General features: G+C 67.1%; 19 protein-coding genes. 13 read left to right on the plus strand and 6 right to left on the minus strand.

Going from position 1 to position 23920, the window contains the following annotated elements:
- Nucleotides 1-4: 4 nt before the first annotated feature.
- Together CGLY_RS04170 and CGLY_RS04175 are read right to left on the minus strand one after the other, a co-directional pair.
- A complete protein-coding gene (locus CGLY_RS04170) occupies nt 5-1393 on the minus strand; it encodes a C1 family peptidase (protein ID WP_038546522.1) in 1389 nt (462 codons plus the stop codon).
- Complete coding sequence (locus CGLY_RS04175; protein WP_038546524.1) at nt 1393-2817, minus strand: C1 family peptidase; 1425 nt, start codon at nt 2815-2817, stop codon at nt 1393-1395. Before CGLY_RS04175 ends, CGLY_RS04170 begins: the two co-directional genes overlap by 1 nt.
- Before the next feature lie 33 nt (nt 2818-2850).
- On the opposite strand from CGLY_RS04175, the gene CGLY_RS04180 reads away from it, so the two are divergent.
- From CGLY_RS04180 to CGLY_RS04230, 11 genes are all read left to right on the plus strand, one after another.
- Nucleotides 2851-5454 (plus strand): carboxylate--amine ligase/circularly permuted type 2 ATP-grasp protein, encoded by a 2604-nt coding sequence (locus tag CGLY_RS04180; RefSeq protein ID WP_052539640.1) that lies wholly within the window; start codon nt 2851-2853, stop codon nt 5452-5454.
- A 12-nt stretch (nt 5455-5466) separates the two neighbouring features.
- Nucleotides 5467-7266, plus strand: a complete 1800-nt coding sequence (locus CGLY_RS04185) for a S9 family peptidase (RefSeq protein ID WP_038546526.1) — start codon at nt 5467-5469, stop codon at nt 7264-7266.
- Nucleotides 7267-7371: 105 nt separating this feature from the next.
- Complete coding sequence (locus CGLY_RS04190; RefSeq protein WP_038546529.1) at nt 7372-8664, plus strand: M18 family aminopeptidase; 1293 nt, start codon at nt 7372-7374, stop codon at nt 8662-8664.
- Nucleotides 8649-9152 (plus strand): tRNA (cytidine(34)-2'-O)-methyltransferase, encoded by a 504-nt coding sequence (locus CGLY_RS04195; protein ID WP_038546532.1) that lies wholly within the window; start codon nt 8649-8651, stop codon nt 9150-9152. Before CGLY_RS04190 ends, CGLY_RS04195 begins: the two co-directional genes overlap by 16 nt.
- Nucleotides 9153-9179: 27 nt before the next feature.
- The gene (locus CGLY_RS04200) at nt 9180-10052 is read left to right on the plus strand and encodes a bifunctional methylenetetrahydrofolate dehydrogenase/methenyltetrahydrofolate cyclohydrolase (RefSeq protein ID WP_038551298.1); all 873 of its coding nucleotides are present in this window, start codon (nt 9180-9182) and stop codon (nt 10050-10052) included.
- Nucleotides 10049-10441: a DUF3017 domain-containing protein gene (locus tag CGLY_RS17740; RefSeq protein WP_052539642.1), complete on the plus strand. Its 393-nt coding sequence runs from the start codon at nt 10049-10051 to the stop codon at nt 10439-10441. Before CGLY_RS04200 ends, CGLY_RS17740 begins: the two co-directional genes overlap by 4 nt.
- Nucleotides 10442-10479: 38 nt before the next feature.
- Nucleotides 10480-11412: a TIGR03571 family LLM class oxidoreductase gene (locus tag CGLY_RS04210; protein ID WP_052540639.1), complete on the plus strand. Its 933-nt coding sequence runs from the start codon at nt 10480-10482 to the stop codon at nt 11410-11412.
- A gap of 114 nt (nt 11413-11526) precedes the next feature.
- On the plus strand, nt 11527-12705 hold the full coding sequence (locus CGLY_RS04215; protein WP_038546534.1) for an extracellular solute-binding protein: 1179 nt from the start codon (nt 11527-11529) through the stop codon (nt 12703-12705).
- A 10-nt stretch (nt 12706-12715) separates the two neighbouring features.
- Nucleotides 12716-13498 carry a sulfate ABC transporter permease subunit CysT gene (gene cysT / locus CGLY_RS04220; RefSeq protein ID WP_038546537.1) on the plus strand — a complete coding sequence of 261 codons (783 nt, stop codon included), beginning with the start codon at nt 12716-12718 and terminating at the stop codon, nt 13496-13498.
- Nucleotides 13495-14298 carry a sulfate ABC transporter permease gene (locus CGLY_RS04225; RefSeq protein WP_038546540.1) on the plus strand — a complete coding sequence of 268 codons (804 nt, stop codon included), beginning with the start codon at nt 13495-13497 and terminating at the stop codon, nt 14296-14298. The genes cysT and CGLY_RS04225 overlap by 4 nt, the downstream gene beginning before the upstream one ends.
- A gap of 1 nt (nt 14299) precedes the next feature.
- Nucleotides 14300-15301, plus strand: a complete 1002-nt coding sequence (locus CGLY_RS04230) for a sulfate/molybdate ABC transporter ATP-binding protein (protein WP_038546542.1) — start codon at nt 14300-14302, stop codon at nt 15299-15301.
- Between the two features lie 84 nt (nt 15302-15385).
- Here CGLY_RS04230 and metX read toward each other — a convergent pair whose 3' ends face one another.
- The 3 genes from metX to CGLY_RS04245 all read right to left on the minus strand — a co-directional run bounded on the left by metX (nt 15386) and on the right by CGLY_RS04245 (nt 20270).
- A complete protein-coding gene (metX, locus tag CGLY_RS04235) occupies nt 15386-16507 on the minus strand; it encodes a homoserine O-acetyltransferase MetX (RefSeq protein WP_038546544.1) in 1122 nt (373 codons plus the stop codon).
- Nucleotides 16508-16518: 11 nt separating this feature from the next.
- The gene (locus CGLY_RS04240; RefSeq protein WP_038546546.1) at nt 16519-17859 is read right to left on the minus strand and encodes an O-acetylhomoserine/O-acetylserine sulfhydrylase; all 1341 of its coding nucleotides are present in this window, start codon (nt 17857-17859) and stop codon (nt 16519-16521) included.
- 155 nt (nt 17860-18014) lie between these two features.
- Complete coding sequence (locus CGLY_RS04245; protein ID WP_038546548.1) at nt 18015-20270, minus strand: NADP-dependent isocitrate dehydrogenase; 2256 nt, start codon at nt 20268-20270, stop codon at nt 18015-18017.
- A 528-nt stretch (nt 20271-20798) separates the two neighbouring features.
- Here CGLY_RS04245 and CGLY_RS04250 point away from each other — a divergent pair.
- The gene (locus CGLY_RS04250; RefSeq protein WP_052539645.1) at nt 20799-21971 is read left to right on the plus strand and encodes an MFS transporter; all 1173 of its coding nucleotides are present in this window, start codon (nt 20799-20801) and stop codon (nt 21969-21971) included.
- A gap of 10 nt (nt 21972-21981) precedes the next feature.
- Nucleotides 21982-22950 (plus strand): exodeoxyribonuclease III, encoded by a 969-nt coding sequence (locus CGLY_RS04255; protein WP_038546550.1) that lies wholly within the window; start codon nt 21982-21984, stop codon nt 22948-22950.
- Here the strand turns inward: CGLY_RS04255 and CGLY_RS04260 are convergent.
- A complete protein-coding gene (locus CGLY_RS04260) occupies nt 22899-23855 on the minus strand; it encodes an SLAC1 family transporter (RefSeq protein WP_052539647.1) in 957 nt (318 codons plus the stop codon). The two genes, CGLY_RS04255 and CGLY_RS04260, sit on opposite strands and share 52 nt — an antisense overlap.
- Nucleotides 23856-23920 lie beyond the last annotated feature (65 nt).

The raw sequence follows: 23920 nt of genomic DNA on the forward strand, positions 1-23920 counted from the left end.
CTGACTACCGTGCCAGGGCACCCATCGGGTCCCAGGCAGGCAGGACGTTCGGGCTGGTGGACAGGGCCTTGTGGTACTGCTGCGGCAGCCGGTCACGGTGCACTGCGATCTCGAAGACGTACTGGTCGAACCAGTTGTCGTTCATCGTCCAGAAACCCTTGTCCGCAGCCTTCGGACCCCAGGAGTTCTCCACACGCCAGCGCAGAGGACGCCCGTTGTCATCGATGTCGACGCCGGTAAACACCATCGCATGGGTCATCTGCGATTCGCCGGTGAGGAGCCGCTGTTCCTTGGACAGGTCCAGGTCCACGCCGTAGAAGCCTTCGTAGTCGTGGAGTCGGGCGTCCCAGACGCCGCGGTCACGGTGCGACTGTGCGGCGGTGTCGCACCCGAACCACACGGGGCGGCCGTCCTGCAGGGACTCCAGCACCGCAGCCTTGATGACCTCGATCGGGGCGTTGAGGTAGGTCACCGGTGCGCCGCCGACGACATTGCCGAGGTGCTCCACGGTGAACAGTTCCCCCTTGGGGGACGACGTCCGGGGGTCGTCGACGACGCAGACGTAGTCGTCCAGGTCGCGGGGAAGGTACTCGGCGGCGAAGTCGAGCGGGGTCATCTCTCCGATGCGGTGGAATTCGTCGTTCTTGTCCCGGTACTGCCAGACGAAGCGCTCCGGTGGCGTACCGAGGTGCGCGGTGAGGATGCGGTGGACGTCGGCGAGGGTATCGCGGTGGACGGCACCCACAGCGCTGCCGGCGGCGTCGGTGCCGTCGGTACCGGCGGTCTCCCACGCCTCACGCATGCGTGCCGTCCCGGCGCGCAGGGAGGTCGACAGGTCCCGGTTCATCGCCCGGGTGTCCGAGGAGGAACGGGTTTCGGGCATGGCGTACTTCGGCACGGCGCCGTACTTGTCCACGAGGGCGACGAACATGTTCCACTGCCCACCGTCCTCCACCGGGTCGGCGAGCAGGTGCTGGACGGTGCGGTCGGTGATGTCACGGTCGACAAGACCGGCCATGGCACCGAGGAAGTGGTTGGCCTTCTCCAGTTTGTCCCAGTAGTGCAGGTAGGTCTGGGACAGCTCGAGGTCCTTGACGCCGGTGGTGTCGATGACACCGCCGGTGCCGCCGCGTAGGGCGTTGAGTCCGGCGAAGATCCAGCAGCGGCCGGACTTCTTCTGGTCGGCGACGGACCAGGAGTCCAGCTTCACCGAGGTGGAGCTGTCGGTCGTGGCCAGGACGTCGCGGTCGAGGGTGACGGTCTCGACATTGGCGGCGGTCGCCGCGTTGCGGGCCATGCGGAAGGACGGGTCGGCCCGCAGATCGTCACCGAGGGTGGTGAGGTGTGCCGGGTCGAGCCCGGTGTGTGTCGTTGTGGTCGTTGCTGTAGTCATCAGGCCATCGCATCCCAGATCGGAAGGTCAGTGGTGTCGCCGCGGTCGAGGGCGTCCAGTGCCTCTTCGAGGTCACTGGTGGTGTCGGTCAGGCGTCGTCGGGGGACCACGACCTGGAAGACGTTGTCGGCGAACCAGTTGTCGGCCATGGTGCCGTAGCCGCCGCCGGCCAGCTCGGTGTGCTGCGCGTGGCTCTTGGTGCCCCAGGAGTTCTCCACGCGCCACCGCAGTTCCCCGGAGGGGGAGCGGTCGTAGCCGGTGAAGACCATGCCGTGGGTCAGCCGGGATTCAGCGGTCTCCATCTGTTCGGCTTTGGTGGTGGCGGAGTCGGTGCCGTAGAGCGCGTCGAGTTCGAGCAGGTTGGCGTCCCACACCCCGGAGGTGGCCACGAACTGCCGGTTGACGTCGCAGGCGAACCATACCGGTTCGCCGGCGTCGAGACTGTCGGTGACAAGGCGGCGCAGGGTGTCGATCCCGGCGGTGAGGTAGCTGAAGTCAGGTGTGCCCCACACGTTGTTCTCGTGGGTGATGCTGAACGCCTGCCCTTCGGCGTGGCGGGGGTCGTGGACGACGCTGACGTAGCTGTCGATACCGTCGGGCCCGGTCGGGAGCATCTCGGCGGCGAACTGCTGCGGGGTGTAGGTGCCGCCCCGGTGGAAACCGTTGTCGGAGTCGCGGTACTGCCAGGTGAACTCCGTCGGCGGCAGGCCAAGGTGGACGGCGGTGACGCGGTGGGCGTCGGCGAGGGTGTCGGAGATGATGCGCTCTGTCTCGTCGATGTCCGAGTTCTCGCCTGCGAGCACCGCCTCACGCAGGCGCAGTGCCCCACGGCGCAGGACGGTGCGCAGCCGGCCGTCCAGCTGCGGGGTCCGTCCTGAACCGAAGGTCTCCGGCATGGCGTAGGACGGCACGACGCCGTACTTCGCCACGAGGTTGGTGAAGTAGTTCCACTGGCCCCCGTCAGACGCCGCGCCCTGCAGCAGGGCGGCGACGGTGCGGTCGTCCAGGTCGGTGACACCGGCGCGGAACAGCTGCTCCAGTGATCGCAGGACATGGTTCGACTTCTCGACCTTGTCGAAGAACTGCAGGTATGTGTGGGAGAACTCGAACTCCTTGACGCCGAGCTTCTCCGCCACGCGGTGACGGAAGACATTGTAGGCGGCGAACATCCAGCACCGGCCCGACTGCTTCTGGTCGCTGACTCCGAGGGAGTCGAGCTTCACCTCGGTGGTGGGGTCCAGGGCCACCACCGCATCACGGTTGAGGGCGACGGCGTTGACGTCCGCCGCAGTCACGGCGTTCCGGGCGATGCGGAGCGCCCGGTCACCGGCGGCGGTTCCACGCAGCTCGACGAGAAGATCAGGGGTGAGTTCCGGGGGAAGGCCCCGGAGCTGTTCCGGGGACAATGGGGGTGAAGTGCTCATGCACCCGTTATACCCTTCGACTAGCGTGGCCCCATGGGCACCACCGTGAGAGTGGAAGAGGACCTGTACATCGTCGACCAAGCCGTTCGCGCACCTGCCCCGTGCGCGGACGAGATCGTGGCGCGGCTGGGGGACCTGGCGCGGTTCTCTGCGCTACGCGACGCTGACCGTCTGATCTCCCGGACGTCACCGCACCCCGGTCTGACAGGTCTACTCGCTGAACTCCGCCGGAACAGGAGTCTGGTGGCACAGGCGGCCGGCCAGGTGGACGGTGACTGTGCGCCGTTGGCCGCCGGTGTCGTCCCCTGGGCTCGCCGGGGCGTGCATTCTACCGGCGGGCTCCGGGTCACCGTGCAATGCAGTGACGGCAGCAGTGACGGGGGCGGCGACGTTCTGGCGGTCTGCCGTGGGGTGTCCCGGCACCTGCCTGCGCTTCTGGCGATCAGTGCGTCCTCCCCGCTGGACGACGAGGGCGTGGATACCGGGTACGCCAGTTCCCGGGCGCTGCAGGCGCCGCGGTGGCCGGCGTCCGGCGCCTACCCTGAGGCCGCGACCATGGACGACTACCGCAGGGACGTGGAGTTTCTGCAGCACACCAGGGTGATTACCGGGCCTGAGATGATGCATTATGACGTCCGGCCTGCCCGGCAGGTGACAGACGGGGATGCGACAGACGGGGTCGAGATCCGGCTGTGCGACGCCTGTTCGTCGTCGGCGACGGTGGGGGTGATCGTCGCGCTGTGCCGGGCACTGGTCTCCCGGGAGAACACGCTGGTGCAGAGGGGCACTCCCACGCCGCCGTTACCGGTGCTCCAGCAGCGTACCGCGACCTGGCGGGCGGCCCGGTCCGGTATGGAGGGCGAGCTGCTCGACCCGTCGGACCTGGAACTGAAGCCGGCGGAGGACGTCATCGTCGCGCTGGTCGAGCTCCTCGCCGATGAACTCGGGGACGATGGCGGGTGGGTCAGGGACACTGTCGGACACCTGCTGCGTGCCGGATCGGGTGCCTACCGGCAGCGTCGGACACTTCGCCGTCGGGGCAGGACCGATGATGTCGTGGGCCTGCTGATCGCCGAGACCCTCGACACCGTCGGGCTGGAGGACGCGACCCCGCGCACACCGCTGGGCCTGTCGGCCTACGAGCCCAGCGTCGTCGACGATCTCGGGGAAGCATTCTGGGACGAGGCCGTTGACGCCACCGGAACTCCCCGGCCCGTCTCCGCCCCGGCCCTGTCGACGATGGTGCAGACCGGCGCGCTGCGACTGCGGTCCAGGTTGCGGGCGTCCGAAGAGGAACTCACCGGCAGGGGAATCACCTTCCGTGCCAGCGGCACGGACCGTCACCTGGTCTTCCCGATTGACCCGGTGCCGAGGATCATCACGGAATCGACGTGGGACACTCTCTCTGCGGGCGTGGAACAACGGATGCGGGCGATCAACGCCTTCCTCGACGACATCTACGGTGACCGGGAGATCGTCCGCGCCGGGGTGGTGGATCTGGCCACCCTGGAACGCGCGCCGGGATTCCGCAGGGTCGGGCGCCACACGCCCCCAGGGCGGGTCCGTAACCACATCAACGGCGCTGACCTGGTGTGCTCCGACGACGGGCGCTGGCAGGTTCTCGAGGACAATGTACGCATGCCGTCGGGCCTGACGTTCGCCCTGGCGGCACGGGACGTCACCTGCCACCATTTCCCGGAGATGCTCGACGCCACCGAGCGCGAGTTCGGTGAGGTCATCGATCCGGCTGGTTCGCTGGAGACGATGTGCACCACACTGCGCGCGGCAGCACCGCCCGGGGTGGACCCGGAGCACGCACATGTCATCGTGGCCTCGGCAGGGGAGGAGGACAGCACCTTCGCCGAGCAGTCGCTCATTGCCGGGGTGGGCGGATTTTCCGTGTGCACCACCGACCAGATCCTGGTGGACGCCGACGATGACGGGACGCCCACCCTGTGGGACGTCTCCCGCACACGGCGGCGACGGGTGGACGTGGTCTACATGCGGATGGAGGAGGAGATGTTCCTGTCCTCCACCGGGGCCGACGGGACGGTGCTGCGTGAACCTTTCCAGGCCGTGCTCGCCGCAGGCACGGTCGCAGTGGCGAACGCCCTGGGCAACGGGGTCGCCGACGACAAGGCGATCTACGCCCACGTTCCGGCGATGATCGACTTCTACCTGGGCGAACGCCCCGCACTGGACCAGGTCACGACGTACCTCTGCTCGGTGCGGGAACAGCGTGACAAGGTCCTCGACCGTCTCGGGGAACTGGTCGTCAAACCGATCGACGGGTACGGCGGGGCCGGCATCACCGTCGGACCGGAGTGCACCGAGGCACAGTTGGCGGCACGGCGCCGGGAACTGTTGACCCACCCGGACCAGTTCATCGCCCAGGAGGTCGTGCGGCTGTCGACGCTGCCGACGTTCGACGGTCTCGGAATCCAGCGTCGCCACGTGGACCTGCGGATGTTCTCCCACCTGCGGCAGCCCGGCGGTCCCGGCACCGAGGTGGACGCCCTGACTGTCCCGGCAGGCCTGACCCGTGTCGCTCCGGCGGGGTCGATGATCGTGAACTCCTCGCGCGGTGGTGGCGGCAAGGACACGTGGATCCTGCGGGGCAGGCAGCGCAGCGGGTAGGATCACGGGTCTGTGAGACATACCTACGCCCCCAGCCTCGCCCCCGACGGGTCTGCCATCGCCTACGTCATGCATGACGGCGTGTCTCCGCGTGCGATGCAGTCGCGGCTCACCGGGGGTGAACGCCCGGTGGTCATCCCTACGGAGGGGCCGGCAGTGGCGGTGCGTTACTCGCCGGACGGTCGTTGGCTGGCGGTGGAGGTCTCGCCGCAGGGCACCGAGCGCAACGAGATCTGGCTGGTGTCCAGCGACCCGGACGACCCGTCCGCGGTGCTGGTCCGGGACAGCGGCGATGCGAAGACGTCGGTCGTGGAGTGGGACAATGATCTGCTCGCCGTGGATGCGGTCGGTTCCGACGGGGTGGCCGAGGGGCGTCGGTTCGACCCGGAGACCGGCCGTACCGAAGTGGTGGACCGCAGGGCCGACGGGCAACTCGTCGCCGCCGAGAGCGGTTATGCACTGATGCGGGTCGGTCCGCGGGGGAACCGGGAACTGCTGGTGATCCGTCCTGACGGTTCCTGGCGGCCTGTCCTGCCGCCGCAGCCGGGCTCCACCACCGATGACGGCCATATTCTGCCACCGGTGGGGGATGAACCACCGGTGCTCTTGGTCATCGGTGACCATGGCGCGGACCGTCGACGGGTGATGAGGATCCGGGAGCGGGACGGGGTGATGTCGGTCCGTGAACTGATCGGTCACGCCAACGCCGACGTCGACGAGTTCATCGTCAGCGAGGACCGTGGTACCGCTGCGGTGCTCTGGAACCAGGACGGGGTCTCCTCCCTCGAGGTGTTTCTCCTGGACGCCCACGAACGGGTGACGGTGCGGCGTTCCGTCCGCCTGCCCGGCATGGTCGGCCGTGGGCTGACCCTCACCGGGGACGGCCGTCGGCTCGCGTTGGCCGTGGAGAGCCCCGACATCCCGCCGGCGGTGCACCTGGTGGACTGCCGTAGCGGCGTGGTCACATCCCTGAACACCGCCCCCGTCAGTCCAGACCGGCCGCTGCTGGCGGAGGTGCAGCAACCCCAGCTACTGCACTTCACCGCCCGGGACGGGGTCGAGTTGTCGGGCTGGCTGTACCGCGGGGCGAATCCCGAGTTCGAGCCGGCACGGGGGACACGTCCGGTCCTGCTGCACTTTCACGGCGGGCCGGAGGGGCAGTCGCGCCCGGAACACCACGACGTCCTGCGGGAGGTCATTGACGCAGGGATCACGGTGTTCACCCCGAATGTGCGTGGCTCCTTCGGCGGCGGGCGGACGTTCATGCACGCCGACAACCGGTACGGCCGCTTCGCCGGCATCGACGACCTGGAGGACTGTGTCCGGTTCCTGGTGTCGATGGGGGTGGCGGACCCGGACCGCATGGCGATCAGTGGCCGGTCCTACGGCGGCTACCTCACGAACATCGGCGTCACCTGGTTCCCCTCCCTGTTCCGCGCGGCGGTGAGTGCCTGCGGTATGAGTGACCTCGAGACGTTCTACCGTGACACCGAGCCCTGGATCGCCAGTGCGGCCTACCCGAAGTACGGGTATCCGATTCAGGACGGGGAACTGCTGCGGGAGGTGTCGCCGCTGCACCGGGTGGACCGTGTGCAGACCCCGGTGCTGTTCATCCACGGTGCCAACGACACCAATGTGCCGCCGAGTGAGTACCGGCAGATGAAGTCCGCGATGGACGCACGAGGTGTGCCCACCAGCGAACTGGTGATGCAGGACGAGGGCCATGAGTTCGTCAAGGCGGTGAACCGGCAGCGGATCGCCGAACGGATGGTCTCCTTCCTCCGGGAGCACGGGGTCGCCCCCGCCTCCTGACTACTCCTGGGACGGACACTCAGGGGTGGCGTAGTGCCGGAAAAACAACCGGAGGTGTCCGTCCCAGACGCGGTCCGGGTGCGACCGGGTGGTTTACTGGTCCCCATGACTGATTCCACCGGTCCCGCCGACTTCATCGACTTCATCGACGCGTCCCCCAGCAGCTACCACGCCGCCGCGGAGGTCGCGTCACGGTTGGATGCCGCCGGGTTCGCCCGGCAGGACGAGAAGGCACCGTGGGACGCCAGCCCCGGCGGACATTACATCGTGCGCGGTGGAGCGGTGTTGGCCTGGCGGATCCCGGAGCCTGCCGGAGAGAGGGAACGGCCGCAGGGGTTCCGCATCGTCGGGTCCCACACCGATTCACCCGGCCTGAAGCTGAAACCGGTCGGCGACATCACCGGACCGGGCGGATGGCGACAGGCGGCCGTGGAGGTCTACGGCGGTGCGATCCTGCCGGCGTGGCTGGACCGCGAGCTGAGGCTCGCCGGGCGGGTCGTCCTGGCCGACGGCACTGAGCACCTGGTGTGTACAGGCCCGGTACTACGGGTCCCGCACCTGGCGATCCACCTGGACCGTGCCGTCAACAACGGGCTCACCCTGGACCGGCAGCAGCACATGCAGCCGGTGTTCGCCGTCGGAGAGGGCGCACCGACGATCGGCGAGGTCATCGCGGACGCCCTCAGCGTCGAGGGAGTGACACCCGGGGACATTCTCGCCCATGACCTGATCACCGTCGACGCTCAGCGCGGCGAGGTGTTCGGTGCGCAGGACGATTTCATCGCCGCGGGGCGCATGGACAACCTCAGCAGCGTCTTCACCTCCCTGCAGGCGTTCCTGGCTGCCGGAACCGACGACGCCACCGGTGGCATCATCCCCGTGCTCGCAGCCTTTGACCATGAGGAGGTAGGAAGCGCGACAACCAGCGGGGCGGCCGGTCCTGTGCTCGAGGATGTACTGACCCGTACCGCCGCTGCACTGGGTGCCGGTGCAGAGGAGACCCGGGCGATGTTCGCCCGGTCATCCTGCGTCTCCGCCGACGCCGCGCATTCCATCCACCCGAACTACGCCGGTAAACATGATCCGGTGCATCGTCCGGTGATCAACGGCGGACCGGTGCTGAAGGTCAACGCCAACCAGCGGTACGCCTCGGACGCCACCACGTCGGCGGCATGGCGGGCGGCATGCCGTAGCGTCGGGGCTCCCGACCAGGTTTTCGCGGGGAACAACGACGTCCCCTGTGGGTCCACCATCGGACCGATCACCGCGACCCGGCTCGGTATTCCGACGGTGGACGTGGGTATACCGCTGTTGTCGATGCACTCCGCCCGGGAGATGGCCGGCGTCCACGACCTCGCTTGGTTCACCGACACGCTGCGGGCATGGTGGGAACAGTGACTGACACGAACCCCTACTGCCACATCCTTTTCGAGCACCCTGTCATTCCCGGCAATACCGGCAGTGCCATCCGCCTGTGCGCCGGTACCGGTGCCTCCCTGCATCTGGCGGAGCCCCTGGGGTTCAACTTCGACGACAAACACCTCAAGCGCGCCGGGCTGGACTACCACGACCTTGCGGACGTGCACGTTCATCCGTCGCTGGACGCCGCGCTTACCGATCTGGCCGACCTGGCGGGGGCGCGGGTCATCGCCTTCACCGCCCACGCCGAAACCTGGCACACCGACATCACCTATGAACCGGGCGATGTCCTGCTTTTCGGTACCGAACCCACCGGGCTGACGGAGGACGCGCTCGCCGACCCACGGATCACCCGGCAGGTGCGCATTCCGATGCTGCCCGGCAGACGCAGCATGAACCTCTCCAACGCCGCCGCAGTGGCAGCGTACGAGGCCTGGCGGCAGGCGGGGTTCCCGGGCGGACGCTGAGGGTGCCATACTGGTGCCGTGACTGAGATCGCTGAGACCGCTGAGACCGCTGAGACTGCCACCACACTGGATGGAAAACTCTACCGCGACGAGATCGTCGAGGACCTCACCCGCCGGGTGGCGGCGCTGAAGGAGAAGGGAGTCACGCCGGGACTGGCCACCGTCCTGGTCGGCGACGACCCCGCTAGCCATTCCTACGTGAAGATGAAGCACCGCGACTGCGAGCAGATCGGTGTGAACAGTATCCGGCGTGACCTCCCTGCGGACGTCAGCCAGGAGGAGCTCAATGCCGTGATCGACGAGCTCAACGCCGATCCGGAGTGCACCGGCTACATCGTCCAGCTGCCGTTGCCGAAACATCTTGACGAGAACGCGGTCCTCGAACGTATCGACCCGGCCAAGGACGCTGACGGGCTGCACCCGGTGAACCTCGGCAAGCTCGTGCTGATGGAGCCTGCTCCGCTGCCCTGCACCCCCAACGGGGCGATCTCCCTGCTGCGCCGCTACGGCGTGGAACTCGACGGGGCGAAAGCGGTCGTCATCGGTCGCGGTGTGACTGTGGGGCGCCCCATCGGTCTGATGCTCACCCGCCGGTCGGAGAACTCCACCGTGGTGCTGTGTCACACCGGCACCAGGGACCTGGTCAAGGAGACCCGCGACGCCGACATCATCATCGCCGCTGCGGGTAAGCCGCACATGCTCACCGCCGACATGGTCAAGCCCGGTGCTGCGGTCCTCGACGTCGGAGTCTCGCGCGTGGATGGCAAACTCGCTGGTGACGTGCACCCCGATGTGTGGGACGTTGCCGGTGCGGTGTCGCCGAACCCCGGTGGTGTGGGGCCGCTGACGCGCGCTTTCCTGATCCACAATGTCGTGGAACGTGCGGAGCGGCTGGTGTGAGTGAGGAGGGGGCCGGCAGTACCGCCGGGGCAGACAAGGCCGATCTTGTTGAACTGACACCGGCGGAGCGCAGGACGCTGCTGCGTAACCCGCATGATGCGGACGTGCCGCATTCGCGGTTGAACCAGACGCTGCAGATGCTGCTGGTCATCGGCTTCGTCCTGGTGATGGTCGTGGGGCTGGTGTTCCTGGTGGCGGACCGGTGGCGTCGGGGGACGGTCACCGTGGGCACCGGCATGCTTGTCCTCGGCGCCCTGCGGTGGGTGGTCGACGGGGAGATTCTGGGGGTCCTCTCGGTCCGGTCGCGGAGGTTCGATTCGTTGTTCTGTCTCGCGATCGGGGCATCGATGCTGCTGGTGGCGGTGTCGGTCGATTCACTGGGGAGCTGACGGTGGGCACCGTGGGGACAGTCGCCGGTCTGCCGGGGATGCGCAGGGCCTTCGCGGAGGGCGAGCTGACCCTGGGCCTGAGTCTGCCGATCGGGCCGGGCGAAAGCACGGATAACGCTGACGACGGAGGGGATGTCACACGCCAGGTGGAACTGGTCAGGGCGGCGGAAGCGGCCGGGGTCGCGGTGGTGTGGGCACGCGACATCCCGTTGCGGGTCGACACCTTCGGGGATGTCGGGCAGGTCCACGACCCCTTCATGTTCCTCACGTGGCTGGCGGCGCACACGGAGACGATCGCGTTGGGCACGGCGGCTGTTGTGCTGCCGTTGGCGCACCCCCTGCTGCTGGCGAAACGGTCCGCGGGTCTGGACCGGCTCAGTGGGGGACGTTTCCTCATGGGGGTGGCCAGCGGCGACCGTCCTGAGGAGTTCCCGGCCTTCGGCATGGAGAAAGGAGACCGTGCCGCGGTGTTCCGTGAGCACCTGGAGGTGCTGCAGGCCGGGTGGTCATCCACCGGCCGTCCGGTGCGGTGGGCGCGGGGCCGCATGGGCGGAGCGGACGTCGTCCCGAAACCGACGGTCGGGCGCGTGCCGGTGCTGCCGACGGGGTCGTGCCAGCAGAACATGGATTACAACGCGGCCCACGGCGACGGGTGGATCACCTACCACCGCTCCCTGCCCCAGCAGAAGGTGATGGCCGACCGGTGGCGGGCATCCTGCGGTGAGATGTTCGCGCCGTTCGCTGAGTCGATGTGGATCGATCTGGCGGAGGACGCCGACCTGCCGGTCGAGGGGCGTGACTTCGGGTACCGGACGGGGCGGCACGGGCTGTTGAGGATCCTGTCCTCGCAGCGTGACATGGGCGTCAACCATGTGTCACTGCACCTCAGGAGCAGGACGAGGCCTGTCGACGAGATGCTGGCGGAGTTGGCGGAGTACGTGCTGCCGGAGTTTCCTGCGCTCAGCGACTAATTGAGCACCTGATTCCATTCGGTGTGAATCGAACTCTGCGGAGTGTGCCGGGTGGCCGGATAGTGTCTCCTGCGTAGTAGACAGAGCAGTCTGTGCGGAGGAGAGGGAATCGTCGTGGCGTTCAAACCCAGCCTGGGAGCGGTGCTTGTCGGCGTCGGCCTGGTGGCCGTCGCCGGGGTAGCCGTGCTGCCCGGCGGAACTGTCGACGATCCTGATGTGGTGGACGTGTCGTCAGGCGACCAGAGACTGAACCTCGTCGCCTACGCCGTCCCGAAGCCGGGATTCGAGGCCGTCATCCGCGGGTTCCGGAGCACGCCCGAGGGGCAGGACACCGGCTTCGCGGAGAGTTACGGTGCCTCGGGTGACCAGTCCCGTAAAGTCGCCCGGCACCTGCCGACCGACATCGTGAACTTCTCCGTCGAACCCGACGTGACCCGGCTCGTCGACGGTGGCCAGGTGGCAGAGGAGTGGCGGGACAACGTGCCCGACGACGAGTCCGCGCGTTCCGTCCCCTTCGGCTCGGTCGTCGCCTTCGTCACCCGCGAGGGCAACCCGCACGGCGTCCAGAGCTGGGATGATCTGCTGGAGCCCGGGATCGAGGTCATCAGTCCGAATCCCGCGAGCTCGGGGTCGGCGAAGTGGAATCTGCTCGCCCCGTACGCCAGCTGGTTCTTCCAGGCGCTCAACTCCGGTGCCGGCATACAGACCGCCCACAGTGAGGCGCTCGACAAGCTCACCCGGCTCGTCGGCGAACACTTCACCGTCCGACCGAAGTCGGGGCGCGAGGCGACGTCCGCGTTCGAGGGAGGGCAGGGCGACGTTCTCCTGTCCTACGAGAACGAGGCCATCGAACTCGACCGCAATGGTGGACGCATTGACTACACCGTCCCGGACGACACCTTCCGCATCGAGAATCCGGTGGCCGTGGTCGACACGACCGACGACCCCGACGGGAACATCGAGAAAGCCACGCAGTTCCGTGACTACCTGTTCACCCCGGATGCGGAGAAGCTGTGGGCGGCCGAAGGATTCCGGCCCGGCCCGGACCTGTTCTCCGACTCCACCGACGTGATCGACGGTCTCCCCACTGCGCAGCGTGAGGCATTCCGGCCGCTGAGTACCGTGCACACCATCGACGAACTCGCCGACGCGTTCCGCGACCTTGACCCGTCCCTGGACCCCGACCAGGATACGGCGGACTGGGACGTGGTGGACGCGGTGCTGTTCAAGCGTGCCAAGCCTGGCAGCGGTGACACCAACGGCGCCATCACGACGATCTACCAGGCAGTCTGAGAAGGGCGACATGAGAACGAAACTCAGTATGGGCACCGCCACCCTGTGGCTGTCCGTTATCGTCCTGCTGCCACTGGTGGCCCTGACCACGGAGGCCTTCTCCGGCGGGCTCGGCGGTTTCTGGGACGCCGTGACCGCACCAGGCGCACGGGACACACTGTGGGTGACTGCGAAAGTCTCCCTCGCCGTCGCGTTGATCAACATGGTGACCGGCACGCTGATCGCCTGGGTGCTGGTGCGTGACGACTTCCCCGGGAGACGCATCGTGGACGCGGTCATCGACCTGCCCTTCGCCCTGCCCACCATCGTCGCCTCCCTTGTGCTGCTCAGTCTGTACGGGCCGGACAGTCCGATGAACATCACCCTCAACGCCACCCAGCCTGCACTGGTCATCGCGCTGGCGTTCGTCACTCTGCCGTTCGTCGTGCGCTCGGTGCAGCCCGTGCTCATCGAGCTCGACCACGACGTCGAAGAAGCCGCAGCGTCGCTTGGAGCATCCAATGCCACGATCTTTCGGCGCATCATCCTGCCGGCACTGTGGCCGGCGGTGCTGTCAGGAACGGGCCTCGCGTTCGCCCGGGCGATCGGTGAGTACGGATCGGTGGTGCTCATCGGCGGGAACATCCCCGGGGAGACGCAGGTCGCGTCGCAGTACATCCAGGAACAGATCGAGTCGGACGTCCCGTCCGCCGCCGCGGCGGTGTCCGTCGCGCTGCTGGCCATCACCTTCATTGTCCTCCTCGTCCTCCGCCTCGTCGGAGACCACAGCTCCCGGAAGGAACAGGACGCATGAACCAGTCCAGAATCAGTGTCCTGACACTGCGCACCCTCGCCCTGGTCTACCTGGCCATCCTCGTCGCGCTGCCGGTCGGCACCATCCTGTGGCGCACCGTGGAACCCGGCCTCGGGCAGTTCTGGGAGTGGATCACCACCCCGGCGGCCGTCTCGGCACTGCAGACCTCACTGCTGATCGTCGCCATCACGGTGCCGCTGAACGTGATCTTCGGTATCGTCGTCGCGCTCGGGCTGGTCCGGGGTCGGTTCCCCGGCAAGGCTCTGGTCCAGGCGGTGGTGGACCTGCCTTTCGCGGTCTCTCCGGTGATTGTCGGTGTCGCGTTGATCATGCTGTGGGGCACCGACGGATGGTTCGGGGGAGTCGAGGACCTCGGCTTCCGCGTGATCTTCGGCCTGCCCGGCATGGTGTTGGCCACGGTGTTCGTCACCCTGCCGTTCATCGTGCGGGAGGTGGAGCCCGTCCTGCGTGAGATCGGTACCGAACAGGAGCAGGCGGCGTCCACCCTGGGCGCCTCATCCTGGCAGACGTTCCGGCGCATCACCCTGCCGTCGATCCGCTGGGGCCTGTCCTACGGCATCGTGCTGACCGTCGCCCGGTCCCTCGGGGAGTTCGGCGCGGTGATCATGGTCGCCTCCGGGTTCGCCGGAGGAGGTCAGACCCTGACTCTGCTGGTGCACTCCCGCTACCTCGACGACAACAACGTCTACGGCGCCTACGCCGCGGCGACCCTGCTGATGATCGTCTCGGTGATCGTCCTGGTCGTCATGACCCTGCTGCAGAAGAAGAAGGTTTCCTAAGATGGCTATCTCCGTCTCCCACGCCGTGAAAACCTACGGCTCCTCGCCGGTGTTCACAGCCCTCGACGACGTCTCCCTCGACATCCCCGAGGGATCCCTCACCGCCCTGCTGGGGCCGTCCGGATCCGGCAAGTCCACACTGCTGCGCACCATCGCCGGCCTGGAACGGCCCGACTCCGGAGCAGTGGTCATCGACGGTACCGACGTGACACGGCTGGCGCCCCAGGACCGGGGCATCGGTTTCGTCTTCCAGCACTACGCCGCCTTCAAACACATGACCGTGCGCGACAACGTGGCCTTCGGTCTGTCGGTGCGGAAACGTCCGAGGAAAGAGATCGACCAGCGGGTCGATGAGCTGCTGGAGATCGTCGGTCTCGCCGGGTACCACACCCGGTACCCGTCACAGCTCTCCGGCGGACAGCGGCAACGGATGGCGTTGGCGCGTGCGCTGGCCCCGAACCCGGGCGTCCTGCTGCTCGACGAGCCTTTCGGGGCGCTGGACGCCAAGGTCCGCGAGGACTTGCGCACCTGGCTGCGGCATATGCACGAGGAATTCACCGTCACCACCGTCCTGGTCACCCATGACCAGGAGGAGGCCCTCGACGTCGCCGACCGTATTGCGGTGATGGGTGACGGACGGATCGAACAGGTCGGAACTCCCACCGAGCTCTACGACGCCCCGGAGACGCCGTTCGTCCGGTCCTTCCTGGGGCATGTCACCGAACTCGCCGGGCAGACCGTTCGTCCGCATGACATCAGGCTCGGCCGTAATGCCGACCCGGAGGTTCCGGGCAATGAAGTCGCCGCCACCGACGTGCGCGAGGCAGTGGTCGAGCGGGTCGCGGTGCTGGGATTTGAGGTCCGGGTAGAACTCACGGACGTGGAGAACGGCGGGCGGTTCACTGCACAGATCACCCGTGGCGACGCCCGGACGTTGGGCCTGGGGGCCGGCAGTGTGGGTGAGACCGTGTACGCGCGGGCGACGGAGGCGGCGTCCGCCTGACCTGACCAAAAAAGCACCGTCCTGTGCACGCTCCGGAAGTTGAATGCGTGCACAGGACGGTGCCCTTTTCGATGCGTCGAGACCCTACCGCTGCGCCAGCAACGCCGCCTTGGTGAGGAACTTGTCGAGGATGATCGTCATCTGACGCGTCTCGGTCAGGAAGCCGTCATGGCCGGTGGGGGAGGTGATCTTCGACAGGCCGATGAAGTCCCCGAGGTTGCGGGAGAGGTGCTCCTGCTGGTGGTACGGGTAGAGGATGTCCGTGTCGATGCCGGCGACCATGGTCGGGACCTGGGAGGAGCCCAGTACGGCGTTCATGCCGCCGCGGCCGCGTCCGACGTCATGGCGGTTCAGCGCGTCAGTGAGGGTCACATAGCTGCCGGCGTCGAATCTGGCCTCCAGTTTCTCGGCCTGGCGGTCGAGATAGCTCTCGACGGCGAAACGCTCGGTGGGGGAGTGGTAGGGACCGTAGGGATTCTCCCCCGGCTGGGGATCGGTGGAGAACCGCTCGTCGAGTTCCAGCTCACCGCGGTAGGTCAGGTGGGCGATCCGTCGGGCCTGGCCGAGTCCGTGGGACGGGATGTTCCCGGAGCCGTGGTAGTCGCCGTTCTGCCAGCAGGGGTCGGCGGTGATGAAGCGGATCTGAGCGGACTGGATCCCGATCTGCCAGGCCGAGGCACGGGCGGAGACGGCGACCGGTAGCGCGGCCTCCACCACCTCGGGGTACATGAACGTCCACTCCAGGACACGTGCGCCACCCATGGATGCACCGACCACACCGCGGATCCGGCGGATCCCCAGTACGTCGATGAGCAGTGTCTTCTCTGCGGTGACGAGGTCACGGATCGAGAGGGCGGGAAAACGGGACCCCCAGTGGCCGCCGTCCGGATGTGCAGAGGACGGGCCCGTCGAGCCCTGACAGCCGCCCAGACAGTTCGCGCAGAGCACCAGGTAGCGTTCGGTGTCGAGAGCGAGCCCGGGGCCGATCATGCCGGCCCACCAGTCGTCGGCGTTGCCGTCGGCGGTCAGAGCGTGCTCGATGACGATCACGGGTCGTGCCACCGCCTCCTCGGCGCTGCCCTCGTACCAGGCGAAGAGACGTAGCTCTGTGCCCGGGATGTCCACCCCCGCCTCGGTGGTGAAGGTGCCGATGGGGACGGAGACGGACGAGTGGGACGCGGGCAGGGACCGGGGGTCGATGGTCATGGACGGTGGCCTCAGTTGATCGCGTCGAAGCCGAGCTGGAGGTCGGCGAGGATGTCCTCGATGTCCTCGATGCCGACGGACAGGCGGACGGTGGCGAGGTTCACGCCGGCCCGCGCCAGACCCTTCTGGTCGGACTGCGAGTGGGTGGTGGTTGCCGGGTGGACGACGAGAGAGCGGACGTCACCGACATTGGCCAGGTTGGAGTGCAGCTTGAGCGCGTCGATGAAGGCCCAGGCCTTCTCGCGTGCCTCATCGGACCAGACGTCGTCGACGGCGAGGTCGAAGGAGAGCACGGAGCCGGTGTATTCCAGGCCGAGCTTCTCCTTGGTGGCGTACCAGGGGGAGTCCGGAAGGCCCGCGTAGTTCACCGTCGCCACGGCCGGGTTCTCGGCGAGGGAGCCGGCGACGATCTCGGCGTTCTCGTTGTGTTTGCGCACCCGCAGGGCGAGCGTGTCCAGTCCCTGAATGGTCACCCAGGCGTTGAACGCCGAGAGAGCGGCACCGGTGTCACGCAGCAGGCCGACGCGGGCCTTCAGACCGAAGGCAGCGGCACCGAGGTCGGCGTACTTGAGACCATGGTAAGCGGGGTCGGGGGTGACGAAGGAGGGGAAGACCGGTTCGCCGTCGCGCTCGACGGTCCAGTCGAAGGAACCACCGTCGACGAGGATGCCGCCGAGCCCGGAACCGTTGCCGGTGTAGAACTTCGTCAGCGAGGCGACGACGATATCCGCGCCGAGCTCCAGCGGACGCACCAGGGCAGCCGTGGCGATGGTGTTGTCCACGATGAGCGGGACATTGTTGCGGTGCGCGACCTCTGCCAGTGCCGGGATGTCCAGGACGTCGGCCTGCGGGTTGGCGAAGGTCTCGCCGTAGAAGGCTTTCGTGTTCGGCTGGACGGCGGCCTGCCAGGAGTCGAGGTTATCGGGCTCCTCGACGAAGGTGACCTCGATGCCGAGGCGGGCGAGTGTGATCCCGAACAGGGTCTCCGTGCCGCCGTAGAGACGGGGCGAGGTGACGATGTGGTCGCCGGCGCCGGCGAGGTTGAAGATCGCGGCGGTCTCGGCGGCCTGTCCGGAGGCGAAGGCCACGGCGTGCACGCCGCCCTCCAGGGAGCCGATGCGGTTCTCGAGGGCTTCCTGGGTGGGGTTGGTCAGCCGGCTGTACACCGGGCCGAGGTCTTCGAGAGCGAAGCGCTGCTTGGCGTGCTCGGCGGAATCGAAGACATAGGAGGTGGTGAGATAGATCGGCTGGTTGCGGGCGCCGGTGTCGGAGTCCACGGTCTGTCCCGCGTGGACAGCGCGGGAGGCGAATCCCCAGGAGGCGGAGTCGGAGTTGTCGTACCTGGTGCTCATGTGTGGTGGTCCCTTCGGGAGGTTGGGTGTCGTTTCGCTGGGAACACGATAACCCACCGGAGGGGTACCGGCAAACAGCTCGGTCTACTTTTATTCAAAGGCGCAGGTAGGCGCCTTATGTCAAGTAGACCGAGCTGTACGTTGGCGGAAGGGGGTCAGGAGTTCCGCGCGGTGAGGCCGTCGATCACGGCGTTGAAGGTAGCGGACGGGCGCATGACCTTCGTCGTCTTCTCCTCGTCCAACCAGTAGTAGCCGCCGAGGTCGGCGGAGGAGCCCTGACCTCCGCGCATCTCCTTCTTGACGGTCTCGTACTTCTCCTCCAGCTCCTGAGCGACCGGGGCGAAGATCTCGGCGAGCTCAGGATCTTCGGTCTGCCTGGAGAGGTTCAACGCCCAGTAACGGGCGAGCCAGTAGTGGCTGCCGCGGTTGTCGATCTCGCCGACGACGCGGGCAGGGGAGAGGTCCTCGTTGAGGATTCGCTCGGTCGCGGCATCCAGAGCGTCGGCCAGGATCGGGGTCCGGGGATTGTTGTCGGTCTCGGCGAGCTTACGCAGCGACTCCGCCAGTGCCAGGAACTCGCCCAGGGAGTCCCAGCGCAGGTAATCCTCCTCGATGAGCTGCTGGACGTGCTTCGGTGCGGATCCGCCGGCGCCGGTTTCGAACAGTCCGCCACCGGCGATCAACGGCACGATGGACAGCATCTTGGCACTGGTGCCCAGCTCCATGATGGGGAAGAGGTCGGTGAGGTAGTCACGCAACACGTTGCCGGACACCGAGATGGTGTCCTCGCCGGCGCGGATGCGGTCGACGGAGAGCTGGCACGCCTCGACGGGAGAGAGGATGCGAAGGTCCAGGCCCTCGGTGTCACCGACGAGCTCGGAGTCCTTGAGGTACTCCTCGACCTTCGCGGTCATGTTGCGGTCATGGGCACGCTCCGGGTCGAGCCAGAACACGGCCGGGGCGCCGGTGGCACGGGCACGACTGACGGCCAGCTTCACCCAGTCACGGATCGGCACGTCCTTGGCCTGGCAGGCACGCCAGATGTCGCCGGGGGCGACGGTGTGGGACATCAGGACCTTGCCCGAGGAGTCGACGACCTCGACAGTGCCCTCGGACTCGATCTTGAAGGTCTTGTCGTGGGAGCCGTACTCCTCGGCCTTCTGCGCCATCAGGCCGACGTTCGGGACGGTGCCCATGGTCGTCGGGTCAAAGGCACCGTTCTTTCGGCAGTCTTCGATGACCGTCTGGAAGACGCCGGCGTAGGAGGAGTCGGGGATGACCGCGAGGGCGTCCTGCTCCTGGTCGTTCTTGTTCCACATGTGGCCGCCGCTACGGATCATGGCGGGCATGGAGGCGTCCACGATGATGTCGGACGGGATATGCAGGCCGGTAATGCCCTTGTGGGAGTTGACCATGGCCAGGTCGGGGCCGTCCTCCAGCCCCTTGTCGAAGGCCGCACGGATCTCGGAGGCCAGGTCGGCACCGATTTCGTCGGCGTAGTCCTCGAGTCCGGAGTAAATGGCGGCGAGGCCGTTCTCCCCGTTGAGTCCCTTGGAGAACAGGGTGTCGCCGTACTTCTCGAAAACCTCGGAGAAGTAGGCACGCACCACGTGGCCGAAGATGATGGGGTCGGAGACCTTCATCATCGTGGCTTTCAGGTGTGCGGAGAAGAGGACCCCGTCTTCCTGCGCGCGGATGACCTGGTCCTTCAGGAAAGCGTCGAGGTCCCGGGCACGCAGGACGGTTGCGTCGACGATCTCCTTGTCCAGGACCTTCAGCCCGTCCTTCAGGACCGTGGTCTCCCCGTCGGAGCCGACGAGACGGATGGTGAGGGTGTCGTCGCCGTCGATGATCACGGACTGCTCGTTGTGACGGAAGTCGCCGTCGGACATGGTGGCGACGTTGGTCTTCGAGTCGGCACTCCACTCACCCATGCGGTGCGGGTGCTTCCGGGCGAAGTTCTTGACGGCCTTCGGAGCACGACGGTCGGAGTTGCCCTCGCGCAGTACCGGGTTCACGGCGGACCCCTTGACGGAGTCGTAACGGGCGCGGGCGTCCTTCTCCTCGTCCGTGGACGGCTCGTCCGGGTAGTCCGGCAGGTCGTAACCGTGCTCCTGCAGCTCGCGGACCGCAGCCTTGAGCTGAGGGACCGACGCGGAGATATTCGGGAGCTTGATGATGTTCGCGTCCGGCTTCTTGGTCAGCTCGCCGAGTTCTGCGAGTGCGTCGTGGACACGTTGTCCTTCGGGCAGGACATCGTTGAACGCGGAAAGGATACGCGCTGCCAGGGAGATGTCGCGGGTTTCGACGGCGACGCCGGTGGTGGAGGCGAATGCCTCGATAACGGGCTTCAACGAGTATGTCGCGAGTAGCGGGGCTTCGTCAGTTCGGGTGTAGATGATCTTGGCCATGGGCCGGTGTCTCCCTCTTCAATAGTCAGTGCAGCGTCGCGTCGGTTGTCCCCTCGTGAGGGACACAGACGGGCGCACCTGCGATTATTCGTCTCGTTCTGTGGTGATGCCTTCGTGTGGAAGGGTGCCGCTCGGGCATCTACTATCGCGATAATACGGCAATGCCGATTGCCCTGACGGTCGCGGGGCGGCGGATACCCTACACCCGGGGAGAGACCGTTATCTGGATATCAGTGAAATCTTCCGGAGGAAATCACGTCAGAACCGGGAATAGATCTGAATCGATACCGGTTGCCCTCTCCTGTGGCACCCGCCGAGTGACACCAGACCGACCCGAGCGCGCCGACTCCCGAGGAGCATTTCGTGACTGAACGACCGACAGCACCGCCGACAGCACCACCGACCGACGCCACGACCCGGAGAACAACCGGGAGACCTACCCAGAGAACCACGAGGCTGCAACGTCTGGCCGACCTGCCACGTCCGTCCGTCCGGCCCAGCCGGCGCCCCCTGCCCCGGCAGACGGAGATGGGCCGTCGTCGGCGACCGATCGCCATCCTCATGCTCGCCCTCGGCGGCTTCGGTATCGGGACGACCGAGTTCGTGGCGATGGGACTGCTCAACTACATCGCCGACGACTTCTCTATCAGTGAGGCCACCGCCGGACACGTGATCACCGCCTACGCCCTCGGCGTGGTGGTGGGTGCCCCGGTGATCACGGCGTTCACCGGGTCGATGCCCCGACGGCGGCTCGTCCTGATCCTCATGGGCGCCTTCACGGTGGGGAACGCGCTCAGTGTGCTGGCGGGGTCGTACGGGCTGCTGATGCTGTCCCGGTTCATCGCCGGGATCCCCCATGGCGCCTACTTCGCCGCTGCCGCGCTGATCGCCGCATCCATGGCGGACGCCGGACAGCGCGGACGTGCCGTCGCGCAGGTCTCCATGGGACTGTCGGTGGCGACGGTGGCCGGCGTGCCGGCTGCCCAGTGGGTCGGTCAGACACTCGGGTGGAATGCAGCTTTCGCCGTGGTCGCCCTGATTGGCCTGGTCACGCTGATTGGCCTGTGGTACTCGCTGCCGCACATGACGCAGATGCCTGCGACACGACCGAGGACCGAGCTCAGCGCCCTGGTCAACCCCCAGGTGATGCTCACGTTGCTACTCGGCACCGTGGGCTTCGGCGGTATGTTCTGTGTCTACACCTATATCTCCTGGACAATGACCGAGCGCGCTGGTTTCCCGGAGGGCCTCATGTGGCTGGTGCTGATGGTCTACGGCATCGGCATGGTGGCGGGTACTTTCGTCGGCGGACGGCTTGCCGACATCAACGTGGAGGGGTCGATCTTCGGCGCCCTGGTCGCCATGGTCCTGATGCTCGGGGCGTTCTACTTCACCAGTACGATCGCGCCGCTGGCGATCGTGAACTTCGGTCTGGTCGCGATGTCGGGCTCGGTGATGACGATCAACCTGCAGACCCGGCTGATGGACGTCGCCGGCAAGGCACAGAACCTGGCTGCCTCGATGAACCACTCGGCGCTGAATCTGGCGAATGCCGCCGGTGCTGCGGTCGGCGGAGCGGTGATCAGCGCCGGTTACTCGTACTCTGCGCCCGCGTTGGCGGGTGTGGGCATGGCACTCTGCGGCATTGCGGTCTTCGTCCCGACCTACCTGCTGCGGCGCCGCAGCGAGGCCCGCCGCTAGTCTGGACCGCATGACTGTCACTGTCGCCACCGTCAACGTCAACGGCATCCGTGCCGCAGCCAAGGTCCGCAACGAGGACAACCACGGGATCCTGCCGTGGTTGGAGAGCACCCCGGCGGACGTGGTGCTGTTGCAGGAGGTGCGTGCCACCCCCGACCAGACCGAGAAGGCACTGGCCCCGGCCCTGGAATCCGGGTGGAGCCTGGTGCAGGCCGAGGCTGCGGCCAAGGGGCGTGCGGGTGTGGCGATCCTGTCCCGTCACGGTATCGACGACGTTCAGGTCGGTTTCGGTGAGGGTTTCAGCACTGAGTTCGACGATGCGGGACGCTACATCGAGGCCACCACTGCCGGGCTCCGGGTCGCCAGCGTCTACCTGCCGTCCGGGGCCGAGGGCACGGCCAAGCAGGACGAGAAGTTCCGCTTCCTCGATATCTTCGGTCCGTACCTTGAACAGCAGGCCGGAGCACATGAGCAGATGGTCGTCGGCGGGGACTGGAACATCTGCCACCGGCGCCAGGACCTGAAGAACTGGCGTCCGAACCGGAAGAAGTCGGGGTATCTTCCGGCGGAGCGCGCGTTCATGGATTCGGTGTTCGGCACGTTCCCTGACGAGTCCACGCAGATCGGTGACCCGACGGACGCAGGACGCACCGGCAACCCCGCCGGCGCCCCGTCGGACTTCTTCGGTGCGGTGGACTACACCCCCGGTGACGTAGCTGCCCAGCGGCTGGAGAACGGGGCGACGGGAGAGCCCCGGTGGTTCGACGCCCTGCGCCGACTGCACCCGGACGAGGACGGCCCCTACTCCTGGTGGACGTGGCGTGGCAAGGCCTTCGACACGGGAGCCGGGTGGCGTATCGACTACCAAGCGGCGACGTCGGCGTTGATGCAACGCGTGGAGTCCGCGTGGGTGGACCGGGCCGAGCACTACGACCTGCGCTGGAGTGACCATTCGCCGGTCCTGGTCACGTACCGCTGACAGAGCGCCACGGCGAGTCCCGCTGCAGCCAGGGTGACGTGCAGGACCAGCAGGAAGAGGAGCACTACGCTGACCCCGTCCAACCACCCGACACCGGTACTGAGCGAGAGCTGGTGAGCGCCCAGGCTGCAGGTGCCGACGGGGAAGGTGGCGGACCACCACGCAGGACTGTAGGCGGCTGCCGACGCCGCGGGAGACGTCCGCAGCAGGGTTCCCCAGTGGTTCCAGAGCGCCCACGCTGCGGCCGGGACACCGACAGTGAGCATGACACCGGCGTAAATTCGGCCGACGTCGGCGAGGGACGACCCGTCGGAGAGCAACAGGGCTGCCGCGCTGCTCTGGCCGACGATGCCGAGCGGGATCCACGTCGTGGCGGCGGTAGGGGGCGCCGGGCGTCGTCCTGAGCCGAGGTAGATAAGGAGGAAGGCGGGGACGCCGGTCAGCAGCGACGCCGCGAAGCAGAGGATTCCAGGGAGCGGGTGCCCGAGTTGGGCGGCGTTGGTCGCCGCCACCATCGGGGTAACCAGGGGAAGAGCCGCGGGAAACGTGCGTGGCAGTGTGCCTCGTACGAGCTTCACTGCCTGAGGCGTGAAGACGATGACGGAGGCGACCGTCCCGACCACCCAGGTGACCTGGTGGACGCTGACGAATCCCAGGGTGCTGTCGGCAGCGGAGCCGAGAGCGAGAATCCCCATGGTGACCATCGACCACGGGGGGAGATCCGTGGTCAGCCAGCTCCGCCCGCCGGTAGCCAGGACCAGCAGGACCATGGCTGCCAGCACGGTCACGATGCCACCGGTGGGCGTCCCGACATGAACTCCTGTCATGGACGCGGTGATGGCGATTCCCATCAGCGCGCCGGCCCAGGCGGGGCCGGGTGGCGGAAGCTCGGTCGTGGTGTCCATGGGTCCTGACCGTAGACGGTCGCCCGGGCGTCCAGGGATAACAGGCCAGGTGGAAAGGGGTACAG

The organism is Corynebacterium glyciniphilum AJ 3170 (genome assembly GCF_000626675.1).
Lineage (GTDB): Bacteria > Actinomycetota > Actinomycetes > Mycobacteriales > Mycobacteriaceae > Corynebacterium > Corynebacterium glyciniphilum.

Bases quoted from the DNA above. Each gene is read 5' to 3' on its own strand.
- CGLY_RS04170 (WP_038546522.1), bottom strand. From the start codon at position 1,393: ATGACTACAGCAACGACCACAACGACACACACCGGGCTCGACCCGGCA.
- CGLY_RS04175 (WP_038546524.1), bottom strand. From the start codon at position 2,817: ATGAGCACTTCACCCCCATTGTCCCCGGAACAGCTCCGGGGCCTTCCC.
- CGLY_RS04180 (WP_052539640.1), top strand. From the start codon at position 2,851: ATGGGCACCACCGTGAGAGTGGAAGAGGACCTGTACATCGTCGACCAA.
- CGLY_RS04190 (WP_038546529.1), top strand. From the start codon at position 7,372: ATGACTGATTCCACCGGTCCCGCCGACTTCATCGACTTCATCGACGCG.
- CGLY_RS04195 (WP_038546532.1), top strand. From the start codon at position 8,649: ATGGTGGGAACAGTGACTGACACGAACCCCTACTGCCACATCCTTTTC.
- CGLY_RS04210 (WP_052540639.1), top strand. From the start codon at position 10,480: ATGCGCAGGGCCTTCGCGGAGGGCGAGCTGACCCTGGGCCTGAGTCTG.
- cysT (WP_038546537.1), top strand. From the start codon at position 12,716: ATGAGAACGAAACTCAGTATGGGCACCGCCACCCTGTGGCTGTCCGTT.
- CGLY_RS04225 (WP_038546540.1), top strand. From the start codon at position 13,495: ATGAACCAGTCCAGAATCAGTGTCCTGACACTGCGCACCCTCGCCCTG.
- CGLY_RS04230 (WP_038546542.1), top strand. From the start codon at position 14,300: ATGGCTATCTCCGTCTCCCACGCCGTGAAAACCTACGGCTCCTCGCCG.
- metX (WP_038546544.1), bottom strand. From the start codon at position 16,507: ATGACCATCGACCCCCGGTCCCTGCCCGCGTCCCACTCGTCCGTCTCC.
- CGLY_RS04240 (WP_038546546.1), bottom strand. From the start codon at position 17,859: ATGAGCACCAGGTACGACAACTCCGACTCCGCCTCCTGGGGATTCGCC.
- CGLY_RS04245 (WP_038546548.1), bottom strand. From the start codon at position 20,270: ATGGCCAAGATCATCTACACCCGAACTGACGAAGCCCCGCTACTCGCG.
- CGLY_RS04250 (WP_052539645.1), top strand. From the start codon at position 20,799: ATGGGCCGTCGTCGGCGACCGATCGCCATCCTCATGCTCGCCCTCGGC.
- CGLY_RS04255 (WP_038546550.1), top strand. From the start codon at position 21,982: ATGACTGTCACTGTCGCCACCGTCAACGTCAACGGCATCCGTGCCGCA.
- CGLY_RS04260 (WP_052539647.1), bottom strand. From the start codon at position 23,855: ATGGACACCACGACCGAGCTTCCGCCACCCGGCCCCGCCTGGGCCGGC.